Source organism: Nocardioides sp. GCM10028917 (assembly GCF_042666175.1).
In the GTDB taxonomy this organism is placed as follows: Bacteria; Actinomycetota; Actinomycetes; order Propionibacteriales; family Nocardioidaceae; genus Nocardioides.
In genome coordinates, this window is record NZ_JBHTFL010000003.1 from 208,057 (window position 1) to 220,799 (window position 12,743).

The 12,743-nt window shown below is 70.9% G+C and carries 12 protein-coding genes; 5 read left to right on the plus strand and 7 right to left on the minus strand.

The window, feature by feature from the left end:
* Nucleotides 1–11: 11 nt before the first annotated feature.
* The 3 genes from ACFQW6_RS04375 to ACFQW6_RS04385 all read left to right on the plus strand — a co-directional run bounded on the left by ACFQW6_RS04375 (nt 12) and on the right by ACFQW6_RS04385 (nt 2,840).
* Nucleotides 12–815 (plus strand): glycerophosphodiester phosphodiesterase, encoded by an 804-nt coding sequence (locus ACFQW6_RS04375; protein ID WP_378541673.1) that lies wholly within the window; start codon nt 12–14, stop codon nt 813–815.
* Nucleotides 816–843: 28 nt separating this feature from the next.
* On the plus strand, nt 844–2,205 hold the full coding sequence (locus ACFQW6_RS04380; protein WP_378541675.1) for an MFS transporter: 1,362 nt from the start codon (nt 844–846) through the stop codon (nt 2,203–2,205).
* 254 nt (nt 2,206–2,459) lie between these two features.
* Nucleotides 2,460–2,840, plus strand: a complete 381-nt coding sequence (locus ACFQW6_RS04385) for an RNA polymerase-binding protein RbpA (RefSeq protein WP_191195626.1) — start codon at nt 2,460–2,462, stop codon at nt 2,838–2,840.
* A 24-nt stretch (nt 2,841–2,864) separates the two neighbouring features.
* On the opposite strand, the gene ACFQW6_RS04390 is transcribed toward ACFQW6_RS04385, so the two are convergent.
* The 7 genes from ACFQW6_RS04390 to ACFQW6_RS04420 form a co-directional block, all read right to left on the minus strand.
* Nucleotides 2,865–3,419 carry an FxsA family protein gene (locus ACFQW6_RS04390; RefSeq protein ID WP_378541677.1) on the minus strand — a complete coding sequence of 185 codons (555 nt, stop codon included), beginning with the start codon at nt 3,417–3,419 and terminating at the stop codon, nt 2,865–2,867.
* Nucleotides 3,416–4,168 (minus strand): polyprenol monophosphomannose synthase, encoded by a 753-nt coding sequence (locus tag ACFQW6_RS04395; protein ID WP_378541679.1) that lies wholly within the window; start codon nt 4,166–4,168, stop codon nt 3,416–3,418. Before ACFQW6_RS04395 ends, ACFQW6_RS04390 begins: the two co-directional genes overlap by 4 nt.
* Entirely contained in the window at nt 4,165–5,730 is a 1,566-nt protein-coding gene (gene lnt / locus ACFQW6_RS04400; protein WP_378541681.1) for an apolipoprotein N-acyltransferase, read from the minus strand. The genes ACFQW6_RS04395 and lnt overlap by 4 nt, the downstream gene beginning before the upstream one ends.
* A gap of 419 nt (nt 5,731–6,149) precedes the next feature.
* Nucleotides 6,150–6,548 (minus strand): hotdog domain-containing protein, encoded by a 399-nt coding sequence (locus tag ACFQW6_RS04405; RefSeq protein ID WP_378541683.1) that lies wholly within the window; start codon nt 6,546–6,548, stop codon nt 6,150–6,152.
* Complete coding sequence (locus ACFQW6_RS04410; protein WP_378541685.1) at nt 6,545–7,282, minus strand: OAM dimerization domain-containing protein; 738 nt, start codon at nt 7,280–7,282, stop codon at nt 6,545–6,547. The genes ACFQW6_RS04405 and ACFQW6_RS04410 overlap by 4 nt, the downstream gene beginning before the upstream one ends.
* Complete coding sequence (locus ACFQW6_RS04415; RefSeq protein ID WP_378541687.1) at nt 7,279–8,865, minus strand: lysine 5,6-aminomutase subunit alpha; 1,587 nt, start codon at nt 8,863–8,865, stop codon at nt 7,279–7,281. The genes ACFQW6_RS04410 and ACFQW6_RS04415 overlap by 4 nt, the downstream gene beginning before the upstream one ends.
* A gap of 1 nt (nt 8,866) precedes the next feature.
* Entirely contained in the window at nt 8,867–9,946 is a 1,080-nt protein-coding gene (locus ACFQW6_RS04420; RefSeq protein WP_378541689.1) for an L-erythro-3,5-diaminohexanoate dehydrogenase, read from the minus strand.
* Nucleotides 9,947–10,121: 175 nt separating this feature from the next.
* Between ACFQW6_RS04420 and ACFQW6_RS04425 the strand changes: the two genes are divergently transcribed.
* Together ACFQW6_RS04425 and ACFQW6_RS04430 are read left to right on the plus strand one after the other, a co-directional pair.
* A complete protein-coding gene (locus tag ACFQW6_RS04425) occupies nt 10,122–11,588 on the plus strand; it encodes a KamA family radical SAM protein (protein WP_378541691.1) in 1,467 nt (488 codons plus the stop codon).
* A 167-nt stretch (nt 11,589–11,755) separates the two neighbouring features.
* Nucleotides 11,756–12,700, plus strand: a complete 945-nt coding sequence (locus ACFQW6_RS04430; RefSeq protein WP_378541693.1) for a type IV toxin-antitoxin system AbiEi family antitoxin domain-containing protein — start codon at nt 11,756–11,758, stop codon at nt 12,698–12,700.
* Nucleotides 12,701–12,743 lie beyond the last annotated feature (43 nt).

Here is a 12,743-nt window from a genome sequence, read left to right on the forward strand (position 1 = left end):
ATACTTCTCGCGTGCAACCACCGCATCCGACTGGACCGGCCTACCTCGACGCCCCACGTCCGCTGGCTTTCGCCCACCGCGGGGGCGCCTACCACCCGGAGATTGAAGGCCTCGAGAACACGCTCGCGGCGTTCGCCCACGCGGTCGAGCTGGGCTACACCTACCTGGAGACCGACGTCCACGTCACCAGTGACGGGGTGCTCCTGGCCTTCCACGACACCGTCCTGGACCGGGTGACCGACCGCACCGGCAGCATCGCGGACTCGACGTACGCCGAGGTGCGGCAGGCGATGATCGGCGGGCGCGAGCGGGTGCCGACCCTGGCGGACCTCTTCGACGCCTTCCCGGCGGCGCGGTTCAACGTCGACCTCAAGTCCGAGGGAGCGGTCGAGCCGCTCGCGCGGTTCATCGAGGAGCGCGAGGCCTGGGACCGGGTGCTGGTCGGCTCGTTCTCCGGTCGCCGGATGAACGCGTTCCGTCGGCGCACGGGAGGCCGCGTGGCCACCTCGGCCCACCCGCTCGAGGTGGTCGCCTTCGTGCTCTCCCCCAGCGCCCGGCTCGCCCGGTGGCTGACCCGCGGGCGGCCGGTGGCGCTGCAGGTGCCCCACCGCCGCGGGCGCCTGCTCGTGGTCTCACGCGGGCTCGTACGACGGGCGCAGTCCGCAGGCGTCCAGGTGCACGTGTGGACGATCGACGACCCAATTGAGATGAACGCCCTCCTGGACCGTGGTGTCGACGGCATCATGACCGATCGCACGGACATACTCAGGGACGTGCTCCGCGCCCGCGGACAGTGGAACGGCCCCGACCAGTGACGTCCGGGGACCGCATGGAGAGGGACGCATGACCGACGTGGACGGCGGGATCGCCAACCTCAAGCCGCTGGAGCAGGCCCGGGAGCAGAAGGCCTGGTACTGGTACGACTGGGCCAACAGCGCCTACACGACCACCATCGGCACCGTCTTCTTCGGCCCGTACTTCATCAACCTGGCCGAGAACGCCGTCGGTGGCGAGGACGGCCGGTTCGAGGTGGCCGGCCTGTCGCTCCCGCCGGACTCGCTGTTCTTCTGGCTGATCACGGTGTCCACGATCCTGTCCGCGCTGGTCCTGCCGCCGCTGGGGGCGTACGCCGACCGCGTGGCGAACAAGAAGCGGCTGCTCGCGACCCTGGCGTGGACCGGCTCGTTCTTCGCCGCACTCATCTTCTTCGCCACCGGGGACAACTGGCAGCTCGCTGCCGTCGGCATCGTGCTGGGCAACCTCTTCTTCGGCGCGGCCGGCGTGGTCAACGACTCGATCCTGCCGCTCATCTCCGACGAGGACGACCGCGACAGGGTCTCCTCGCGCGGCTGGGCGTTCGGCTACCTCGGCGGCGGCCTCCTGCTGGTGCTCAACCTGGCCGTCTACCTCGGCCGCGACGCCCTCGGGCTCGACGAGGAGCTCGCCGCCCGCCTCTGCATGCTGTCGGCCGCCGTGTGGTGGGCCGGTTTCACCTTCATCCCCTACCTCCGGCTCAACGACCACCCGCCGGTGGCCGTCGAGCACGTCGAGGGCAACGCGATCCGCCGCAGCTTCGGCCAGCTCGCCGCCACCCTGCGTGACATGCGCCAGTACCCGATGGCGCTGACGTTCCTGGTCGCCTACCTCTTCTTCAACGACGGGATCCAGACCGTCATCGCGTCCGCGTCGGTCTACGGCTCCGAGGAGCTCGGCCACGGCCAGACGATCCTGATCGCGACCATCCTCATGGTGCAGTTCGTCGCCTTCGGCGGGGCGCTGCTGTTCGGTCGGCTCGCCGGCCGGGTGGGCGCCAAGCGGACCATCCTGATGGGGCTCGCCATCTGGTGCGTGATCGTGACGGCGGGCCTGTTCCTGCCCGCCGGCAACGTCGCCCTCTTCCTCATCATGGGCGTCGCGATCGGCATCGTGCTCGGTGGCACCCAGGCCCTCGCCCGCTCGTACTTCTCGCTCCTGATCCCCCGGGGCAAGGAGGCGGAGTACTTCAGCTTCTACCACGCGATGGACCGCGGGACGTCCTGGTTCGGCACCGCCACCTTCGGCATCGTGCTGGCCATCACCGACTCCTACCGGCCAGCGCTGTTCGCCCTGATCGCGTTCTTCGTCATCGGTGGCCTGGTGCTCACGCGCGTCGACACCGAGCGGGGCATCCGCGAGGCCGGCAACGACGTACCCGCCGTGATCTGAGCCCGCTGACAGCCCGCACCTCGGACGGCTGACACCACCCTCTGGGGTGAAGTTGGTCTCGCCTGAGCGTGACCGATCACACCGTGAATCCGCGGAATTGTGCTGACCCCGCTACCGTTGAAGATCGTAGAAGTTCCAGGCGCAGCCGAGCCGCGTCGTCACGAGCGGCGTCACGACCAACGGTCTGGCTCGTTGCACCTGGAGAACCCGATCACAACACAACGGGTGTCAGCAAACCAATGGAGGTGGGCACGGTGGCGGAGCGCACATTACGTGGCGCACGGCTCGGCGGCCAGAGTTTCGAGGACGAGCGCGGCATCGAGTTCGCCGCTCGTCAGCAGGTCGGATACCGGTGCAAGCAGGGACATGACTTCGAGGTCACGATGTCGGTCGAGGCCGACATCCCGGCCGTGTGGGAGTGCCCGCGCTGCGGCGCCGAGGCGCTGAGCACCGCGGGCATCCTGCCGGAGGCCAAGGTCGAGAAGCCCGCTCGTACGCACTGGGACATGCTCCTGGAGCGGCGCTCCGAGAAGGAGCTCGAGGACATCCTCAAGGAGCGTCTCGAGCTGCTGCGCGGCGGCGAGATCGGTCCGGCGCACCTGCACCGCGCCAACAAGAAGAAGCGGGTCAGCTGATCGGCTGATCCAGCTGGTGCAGCGTCACTCGACGACGTCGCCCCGGACCACCGGGCCTCCGGGCCCCGGTCCGGGGCGTTCGTCGTCTTCGGGGCCGAATCCGGGGCCGAAGCCGAATCCCGGTCCGGTGCCCGGGCGTCCGAGCGGGCTGCCGAAGGTGGGTGCGACCACGAGGCGGCGCTCGACCACCCGGGTCAGCAGTCGGCGTGCGACGGGCCGGGTGAACGGGAGGATCAGCAGGATCCCGGCGATGTCGAGGACGAAGCCCGGGCTGAGCATCAGCGTGCCGCCGATGAGGATCAGCGCGCCGTCGGCGATCTCGCGGGCGGGCATCCGGCCGCGCTCGAGCGCCTCCCGCAGTGCGGTCCACGCACGGCCGCCCTCGCGCTTGATCAGCCACGCGCCGAGCATGCTGTCGAGGACCAGCAGGACGATGGTCCACCACGGTCCCACGAGCTGGCCGACCTGCAGGATGGCCCAGATCTCGACCAGCGGCACGACGACGAACGCGACGGCGAGGAGCGGACGCACCCACCGGCGCCGGCGTCGCGGGCCTGTCGGCGGGGTGGGAGCGGTCATGCCCGCACCCGCGACCGTCGCAGCTGCCTGCGACGCTCCGAGAGCCCCCACCGGGTGATCATGCGCAGCGACTCGCTCGCGACCTGGCCGCTCATCTTGGAGTCGCCGCGCTCGCGCTCGATGAACTCGATCGGCACCTCGGTCAGGCGGAGGCCGCGGCTCAGCGTGCGGTAGGCGAGGTCGGTCTGGAACACGTATCCAGTAGACCTCACCGAGCCAAGGTCGATCGCCTCGAGCGTCGTACGTCGGAACAGGCGGTAGCCGGCGGTCGCGTCCTTGACGTGGATCCCGAGCAGGAGCCGGACGTAGAGGTTGCCGCCGCGCGACAGCAGCAGGCGCTGGACGGGCCAGTTGACCACCGACCCGCCCGGCACGTAGCGCGAGCCGATCACGAGGTCGGCCGTGTGCAGGGCGTCGAGCAGCCGCTGCAGCTGCTCGGGCTGGTGGGATCCGTCGGCGTCCATCTCCCCGATGACGTCGTAGCCGGCGCGGAGCGCGACGTCGAAGCCGTGAAGGTAGGCCGCGCCCAGCCCGGCCTTCTCGGTGCGGTGCACGACCGTGACGGCCGGGTCGGCGGCGGCCAGGCGGTCCGCGAGGTCACCGGTGCCGTCGGGGCTGTTGTCGTCGACCACCAGCACGTCGACGCCCGGCTGGGCGGCACGCAGCCGACCGACGATCCACTCGAGGTTCTGCGACTCGTTGTAGGTCGGGACCACCATCACGCAGCGACCGAGTCCGTCGACACTCACGCGGGCGTACCTCGCTCCAGGGGTTGCGGGGCCTGCACGGGCTGCAGGTCGTCGTGGCACGCGCGGTCGCGCTGCCGGCGACGACGATAGGTGATCAGCTCCACCGCTGTGTGCAGGACGAGGAAGAGCATCACGAGTCGTGCCGGCCAGACGCCGAGACGCACGGCAAGGGTGCGGGTCGTGCTGAGCCCGACGTCCTCCACGAGGACCTCCTGCCCGCGGGCCGGGACCGAGGCGACCACCGTGCCGTCGGGGCGTACGACGCCGGAGATGCCGTTGATGGCGGCCACCACCACCCAGCGCCCGGTCTCCTGGGCGCGCAGGCGGCTGATCTCGAACTGCTGCGCGAGCTGGCCGGTACGGCTGAACATCGCGTTGCTGGTCTGCACCGTGACCAGCTCGGCGCCGCGTGACACCTGGCCGGCGATGCCCTCGTCGTAGGCCACGTCGAAGCAGATCGCGTCGGCCACCCGCAGGTCGCCCACCCGGATCGGCTCCAGGCTGGTGCCGCGGACCATGTCGCGCGGCACCTCGGTGAGCCGGCCGTACGTCGACGGCATCCAGCTGCTGCCGCGGAAGGGGATGTACTCGCCGTACGGCACCGGGTGCCGCTTGGTGTAGCGGTCGCCGCTGCCCAGCCCCGGCTGGTAGACGATCCCCTGGTTGAGCACCTGGGTGTCGTCGAGCGGGTTGCTGTTGGTGCCCCCCACGAGGATCGGCACGCCGATCGCGTCGGAGGCCGCGACGATGCCGGCATGGACCTCGGTGTCGAGGAACGGGTCGACGGCCGTGGAGTTCTCCGGCCAGACCACGAAGTCGGGACGCGGCTCCTCGCCCGCGGCGACCGCGTCGGCGAGGTCCTCGGTGAGCCGCACGTGGTTGGCGGTGACCTCACGGTGGACGGCCGGCACGTTGAGGCCCGTGCCGGGCACGTCGCCCTGGACGGCCGCCACGGTGGCCGTGCCGCTGCGCTCGAGCGGGAACGGCACGAGCGCGGGCGCGAGGGTCACGACGGCCAGCCCGGCCACGACGGCATACGTCGCTCGGGTGGGCGAGCGCACCTGCAGCACGACCCAGGCGAGCGTGGTGCCGGTCAACGCGACGAGGAGGCTGACGCCCGTCATGCCGATCCACGGCAGGGCGTCGGCCCACGGGGTGTCGGCGGTCGCGTAGGCCAGCCGGCCGAACGGCATCCCGCTGAAGGGGAACCCGCTGCGCCACGTCTCGATTCCGACCCACCACAGCGCGGCGAGGACCGGCCACGCGCGCACCCGCATGCTCCACGAGATCCCGATCCCGAGCGGCACGAAGAAGGCCGCCTCCATCGCGCACATCGCCATCCAGGCGTCCGTGCCGACCGAGCGCATCCAGACCATCACGGCGTAGACGAACCCCACGCCGAACACCAGGCTCGGCAGCCACGCGCGACGCGGCCCGAGCCCCCGCACGCACAGGACGAGCACCGCGATCGCGGGGGGCATCAGCCACGAGTACCCGACCGGCTCGAACGCCGCCGCCAGAACGAGCCCGCCGGCGAGGGCGAGGAGGCAGCGGAGCAACACGCACAGACCGTAGCCGACGGCCCGATGGGAAGGATCGGGCGCCTGCAGCGGTGCGGGAGGAACCGGGGGGCTTCGGACCAACACGCACCCGTCTGGCTGACGAGCGCGCGAAGTTGTCTACGGCCCCGGGGTCCCTCCCGCATCCAGCCCCCGCGGGGCGCCGTCGACCGGTCGACGGGCGGTGGGCACCGCTGGCTCCGCGTGCCCCACGCTCGTCTCCGCTCTGTCGAAGGCGCCACCCGCGAGCTGCACAGGCGGACCCGGGAACCCTCCCTCTCCGGCGAGGAGGTGTCAACATGTCCCTGACCTGCGACGACGCGTGTTTTCGCAGGTCAACGGATCGGCGGCCGGACGAAACTCGTTCGACAAATCTCAGGCATTCCGGCGTGTCGGCGCATGACACGCCGACGACGGGGGTATCAGCCGAGCGGCGCCGGCGGGACGACCACCGTGCCCGTGGCGGTCGTGGCGACCACCGGCGGGTCGAGGACCTCCGCACGCCCGGGTGCGTCGTCGCTCGGAGCGCCTCGCCCGACGACGTGCACGGCGAAGTCCATCACCCGGCTGCGCGTGCCCTCCTTCACCAGCGTCGCGGTGATCTCGAGGACGTCGCCGGCACGGACCGGCGCCCGGAACTGCACGTCGGAGTAGGACGCGAACAGCCCCTCGTCACCGTCGAGCACGATGCACATCTCCGTGGCCACGTCGCCGAACAGGCCGAGGCTGTAGGCGCCGTCGACGAGGTTGCCGGCGTAGTGGGCGTGGGAGTAGGGGACGTAGCGACGGTGGGTGACCACGGTGCCGGTGCGGTCGTTCATGAAACCTTCTCCTGGGTGAGTCGGTGGACGATGAACGACGCGACCTCTCCCGGCGTCGTACCCCTGCTGAAGACGCGGTCGACGCCGAGCTCGCCGGCCATCGTCTCGTCGAAGCGAGGTCCGCCGACGACGAGCAGCGGCCGCGTGGCAGCCGGGTAGGCCTCGCGGAAGGCCGCGGACATCTCGCGGGTGTTGAGCAGGTGGGCGTCGCGCTGGGTGACCACCTGCGAGACGAGCACGGCGTCGGCCTTCTCCTCGCGGGCGGCCTCGACGAGCTGCGGGACCGACACCTGGGCGCCGAGGTTCACCACCTTGAGCTCGCGGTAGTACTCCAGGCCCTTCTCCCCCGCGAACCCCTTGATGTTGAGGATCGCGTCGATGCCGACGGTGTGGGCGTCGGTGCCGATGCAGCCACCCACGACCACCAGGCGGCGGCGCATCGTCCGCTTGATCGCGGCGTTGGCCTCCTTGGGCGTCAGCAGCGGGTAGTCGCGCTCCACGACCTCGACCGTGCTCGGGTCGACGAGGTGATTGACCCGGCCGTAGACGACGAAGAACGTGAAGCCCTCCCCCATCGGCTTGGCGTGGACGACCAGCGCCGGGTCCATGCCCATCTTGTTGGCGAGCTGCACCGCTGCACCCTCCGCGACCTTGGAGTGCTCGATCGGGAGGGTGAAGGACAGCTGCACCATGCCGTCGCCGGTGGTGTCCCCATAAGGCCTGATCAGGCTCACTTCTCCTCCAGGATCTCGGTCGCGGGGTTGTAGTAGTCGGACGCCTTCTCCGCGACGCCGTCGAGGCCCTTGCCCTTGTCGGCCGGGCGCTTCATCAGGCCGAAGGTGCCGTCGGCGATCGCCGAGAGCAGCGGGGGCTCACCCGGCACGCTGCGGTCGGCCTTGATCTCCTCGAGCAGGCCGATGGCCTCGCCCAGCACCTCCCGGGCCCGGGAGGCGATGAAGCCGTCGGGCGAGGGGTGGAAGTCCTCGCGCAGGTTGCCGGCGGCGTTCATCACGTAGCGGACGTTCTGCAGGGCCAGGTCGCGGTCGGAGATCCACGGGGTCACGACGGCCTCGGTCATCATGCCGACGAGCAGGATGCCCTGGCCGGTCATGGCACCGACGAGGTTGAAGAAGCCGTCGAGCAGGTAGCCCTTGAAGATGTCGCCGGTCATGTGGCGCGTGGGCGGCATCCACTTGAGCGGCGCTTCCGGGAACAGCTCGCGGGCGAGCATCGCGTGCGCCAGCTCGAGCCGGAACGAGTCGGGCACCTCGGGGTCGATCTCGAAGGCGTGGCCCAGACCGAGCTGCCAGTCCTCGAGCCCGGCCTCCTTGGCGAAGTACTCGTTGAGCAGCTGGCTCGTCGTGACCGTGTGGGCGGCCTCGATCGCGTCGGCCGTGGTGAGGTAGTTGTCCTCGCCGGTGTTGATGATGATCCCCGCCCGGGCGTGGACCTGGCGGCTGAAGCGCTGGTCGACGAAGGTGCGGATCGGGTTGATGTCGCGGAAGAGGATCCCGTACATCGAGTCGTTGAGCATCATGTCGAGCCGCTCGAGGCCGGCCAGCGCCGCGATCTCCGGCATGCAGAGCCCGGAGGCGTAGTTGGTGAGGCGGACGTAGCGACCGAGCTCCCTCGACGTCTCGTCGAGCGCGGCTCGCATCAGGCGGAAGTTCTCCTGGGTGGCGTAGGTGCCGGCGAAGCCCTCGCGGGTGGCGCCCTCCGGGACGAAGTCGAGCAGCGACTGGCCGGTCGAGCGGATCACGGCGATGACGTCGGCACCCTCGCGCGCCGCGGCCTGCGCCTGGGGGATGTCCTCGTGGATGTCGCCGGTGGCGACGATGAGGTAGATCCAGGGCTTGCTCGGGGCGTCGCCCACCTTTGCGATCATCCGCTCGCGGGCGACCCGCTGCCGGTCGACCTGCTTGATGCCGGCCCCGACGGCCTTGCGGGCGGTAGCGGTCGCGCGCTTCGCGTCCCTGCCCTCGGGCACGCGGAACGTCACCGAGCCCGCGGCCGCTTTCTGGGCCAGGGTGAGCAGGTCGTCGCCCTCGCCGCGGAGCAGGGCGTCCCACACCGGCAGGCTGACGCCGTGCTCGAGCCCGACGTCGGCGCGTACGACGTCGGCGAGCCGGTTGACCCACGGGGTGCCGTCGGGGTCGGCGCCGCCGAGCCCGGCGAGCCGGAGGGTGGCGCGCTCGACGCTCGCCGTGGTGTGGCGCTGGGCGAGGTCGACGATCGGCTTGCCGACCTGGCGGGCGAGCGTGCGTGCGCGGCGTACGTCGGCGCGGTCGATGCCCAGGGCGCTCGTGGGGCGGGCCATGTCAGATCCTCCGCTCGAAGAGTCCGCGGACGCCGGCGTCACCGCGCAGGAGCTCCATGGCGTAGGCGGCGTGGCCCGGGACGTAGCCGTTGCCGACCAGCATCCGCACGTCGGCGGCCAGGCCCTCGGCGCCCAGGGCAGCGGCGCTGAAGCTGGTGGCCATGGAGAAGAAGATCACGGTGCCGCCCTCGGCGGTGGCCAGGATGGCGCCGCCCTCGCAGCCCGGGACGTCGACGCACACGACGGTCACGTCGGCCGGACCGCCGGCGGCGGTGACGGCGTCGCGCAGCGCGATCGGGTCGCGGGCGTCGGCGACCGCGACGGCGTCGGCGAGGCCGGCTCCGGTGAGGAGGTCGTGCTCCCCCGCGTGGGGCACGACGCCGATCGTGCGGGCCGCGCCGGCGCGGCGGGCGGCGGCCAGGCTGAGGGAGCCGGACTTGCCCGCCCCTCCGATGACGGCGACGACCGGGGCGCGCCCGCGGGCGGCGTACTCCTCCACGACGCGCGCGGTGAGCGCCGGGGCGCCGCAGACGTCCATCACGCTCAGCGAGAGGGCCGGGTCGAGGTCGTCCGGGATGACGGCGGCGATCGAGCGGCCGAAGAGCACGGCGTAGCCGTCGCACGGCACCTGCTCGCTGTCGCCGTCCCAGCGGGCCAGGTCGTCCTCGATGACGAGGGGGGTCAGCGTGAGGCTGACCAGGGTCGCGACACGGTCACCCACCGCGAGGCCGAGCGGCGACTCGGGACCGACCTCCTCGACCGTGCCGACGAGCATCCCGCCGGAGCCGGTCTCGGGGTTCTGCATCTTGCCGCGGGTCGCGACGATGTCGAGCACCTCCGCGCGGACGGCGTCGCCGTTCTTCTCGCCGTACTTCGTGTGCTTGCGTTCGAGCTGGCGGAAGGAGGCGGCGTCGAGGTTGAGCCGCTCGACGCGGATGCGCACCTCGTCGGGCCAGAGCTCGGCGCGGGTGTCGAGCCGCCGGGCCGCCTGGGGCAGCACGGCACCCTCGTCGAGGACGCGGTGCAGGCCGGTCGGGTCACTGGTGCGGACGTCCGCGTGGATGTCCGAGGAGGTGTTCATGCAGGGCATCCTTCTAGATTCGTCGCATTGAACCGCAAATCTTGCGGCATGGCATTGGACTCGCCGCATGTTCTCCACGTACTCTCCCAGATGTGTCGCCGCACACACAACCGGCGCGCCGTCAGACCTGACCCCCGCCGCCCGCCGCGGTCCGGGGCCACCGCGAGGAGAACCCATGAGCATCGAGACCGCCACCTCGCTGGAGGGGGCACTCGCCACCGGCCAGCCCTACCCCTACCAGCGGGTCGAGCTCGTCGAGCCCGACTGGACGCGCTTCCCCGGCTGGTCGGACGTGACCGCCGCGGACTGGGCCTCCGTCCAGTGGCAGCGCGCCCACTGCATCAAGAACGTCAAGCAGCTGCGCGAGCTGATGGGCGACCTCCTCGACGAGCGCTTCTACGCCGACCTCGAGCGCGACCAGGCCGAGCGGGCCACGATGTCGATGCTCGTGCCGCCGCAGATGATGAACACGATGGTGCCGACCGTGTCGCCGGCTGGCCCGGGCTCGCTCACCGAGGCGTTCTACGCCGACCCGGTGCGGCACTACATGGTCCCGGTCTTCAGCGACCGCCGTACCGACTGGCCCTCCCACCCGCACGCCGCGCGCGACTCGCTCCACGAGCACGACATGTGGGCGACCGAGGGCCTCACCCACCGCTACCCCACCAAGGTGCTCGCCGAGCTGCTGCCGACGTGCCCGCAGTACTGCGGCCACTGCACGCGCATGGACCTCGTCGGGAACTCGACCGCGGTGATCGACAAGCTGAAGTTCGCCGGCAAGCCCAACGACCGGCTCGGCGACATGATCGACTACCTGCGTCGTACGCCGTCCGTGCGCGACGTGGTGGTCTCCGGCGGCGACGTCGCCAACATGCCGTGGCCGCGCCTCGAGGCGTTCCTCATGTCGGTGCTCGAGGTGGACAACATCCGCGACATCCGGCTCGCGACCAAGGCCCTCATCGGCCTGCCCCAGCACTGGCTGCAGCCCGACGTGGTCGAGGGCGTCGCCCGTGTCGCCGCGGTCGCACGCTCGCGCGGCGTGTCGCTCGCGATGCACACCCACGCCAACCACGCGAACTCCGTGACGCCGATCGTGGCCGAGGCCTCGCGGGCGATGCTCGACGCCGGCCTGCGCGACGTACGCAACCAGGGGGTGCTGCTCGACGGCGTCAACGCCGACCCGCACGCCCTGCTCGACTTGTGCTTCCGGCTCCTCGACGGCGCGCAGATCATGCCCTACTACTTCTACATGTGCGACATGATCCCGTTCTCGGAGCACTGGCGGGTCTCGCTCGCCGACGCGCAGCGCCTGCAGCACCACATCATGGGCTACCTGCCGGGCTTCGCGACGCCGCGCATCGTGTGCGACGTCCCCTTCGTCGGCAAGCGCTGGGTGCACCAGAACGCCGACTACGACACCGAGCACGGCATCTCCTACTGGACGAAGAACTACCGCACCTCGATCGAGTCCGACGACGTCGAGGCCCTCTCGCGCTACTACGAGTACTACGACCCGATCCACACCCTCCCCGAGTCCGGGCAGCAGTGGTGGGAGCACCACGGGCGCCTCGACGAGGCGTCGCTCAAGGCTGCCGAGATGGCCGAGGCCTCCCGCCGCACCGCCGCCCTCCAGGCCTGGTAGCCCCGGGCACTCGACGGTCGCCGGAATCCCCGCTCGAGCGGGGATTCTGACTCCTGGAGGCCTTTGCAACCGCCTCCAGGAGTCAGGACACCCCTACAAGTAGCGGTTGTCCACAAGGTGAGGTCGCCGCGTTTTCGCACGGACTCCGTGCGGGCACCACAAGGGGCATGGCCGAGTTCCAGCTGTCGCCCGACGACGTGTTCCTCCGTCGTGACCTCATCGCCGCAGGGCTGACGGATCGGGACGTCCGCCGACGCGTCGTAGCAGGCGACCTCACGCGACTACGCCACGGCGCCTACGTCCCGACCGAGCTGGTCAAGGAGTTCGGCGAGGTGGACATGGGCCGCGCACGGGCGCGAGCGGTCCTGCGCACGGCCCATCCCACGGCCGTGCTCAGCCACCAGACCGCCCTTGCCGAGCACGGTGTGGACACGTGGGGCGTCGGGTTCGACGAGACCCACCTGACGCGAACGGATGGACGTCCCGGGCGGCGTGAGTCGGGCGTGGTGCATCACCGCGCGACGTTGGGAAGGCGCTGGTGGGTGGCGCGCAACGGCGTGCCGGTGACGCACCCCGCTCGCGCGGCCATCGAGGTGACCACGGCGTACGGCGCCGAAGCGGGCCTCGTCGCGGCGTGCGGTGTCCTGAACCGCGAGCTCGCCACGGCTGCCGAGCTTCACGAGGTCGCGCAGGAGGCGATGCGGTGGCCCGGGAGTCTCGGCACCCGGCTCGTCCTGGCGCGCGCGGACCCTCGTCTGACCAACGTGGCCGAGGCACGGGTGTGGCACCTCTTCTTCGAGCAGGGCATCACCCGGCCCGAGCCGCAGGTGGAGGTTCGCGACGCGCAGGGCAACCTGCTCGGCATCGTCGACTTCGCCTGGCGCGCATGCGGTGTCTTCCTCGAGTTCGACGGGCGGATCAAGTACGAGCTGCACCGGAGACCGGGTGAGTCACTCGCGGACTACCTGATGCGCGAGAAGCGGCGCGAGGAGCAGATCTGCCTGGAGAAGGGCTGGATCTGCATCCGCATCACGTGGGCCGACCTGCAGCGCCCCGCGGTGCTCGCTCGCCGGATCCGCAAGGCCCTCGAGAGCCGCACGTACGTCGGCTGACCGCGCACTTGGTGGCCGGTTCTGACTCCTGGAGGGGGTTGCA

Coding starts and splice junctions, on each gene's coding strand:
- ACFQW6_RS04390 (WP_378541677.1), bottom strand. CDS start 3,419: ATGACCGCTCCCACCCCGCCGACAGGCCCGCGACGCCGGCGCCGGTGG.
- ACFQW6_RS04420 (WP_378541689.1), bottom strand. CDS start 9,946: ATGAACACCTCCTCGGACATCCACGCGGACGTCCGCACCAGTGACCCG.
- ACFQW6_RS04415 (WP_378541687.1), bottom strand. CDS start 8,865: ATGGCCCGCCCCACGAGCGCCCTGGGCATCGACCGCGCCGACGTACGC.
- ACFQW6_RS04380 (WP_378541675.1), top strand. CDS start 844: ATGACCGACGTGGACGGCGGGATCGCCAACCTCAAGCCGCTGGAGCAG.
- ACFQW6_RS04425 (WP_378541691.1), top strand. CDS start 10,122: ATGAGCATCGAGACCGCCACCTCGCTGGAGGGGGCACTCGCCACCGGC.
- ACFQW6_RS04405 (WP_378541683.1), bottom strand. CDS start 6,548: ATGAACGACCGCACCGGCACCGTGGTCACCCACCGTCGCTACGTCCCC.
- ACFQW6_RS04430 (WP_378541693.1), top strand. CDS start 11,756: ATGGCCGAGTTCCAGCTGTCGCCCGACGACGTGTTCCTCCGTCGTGAC.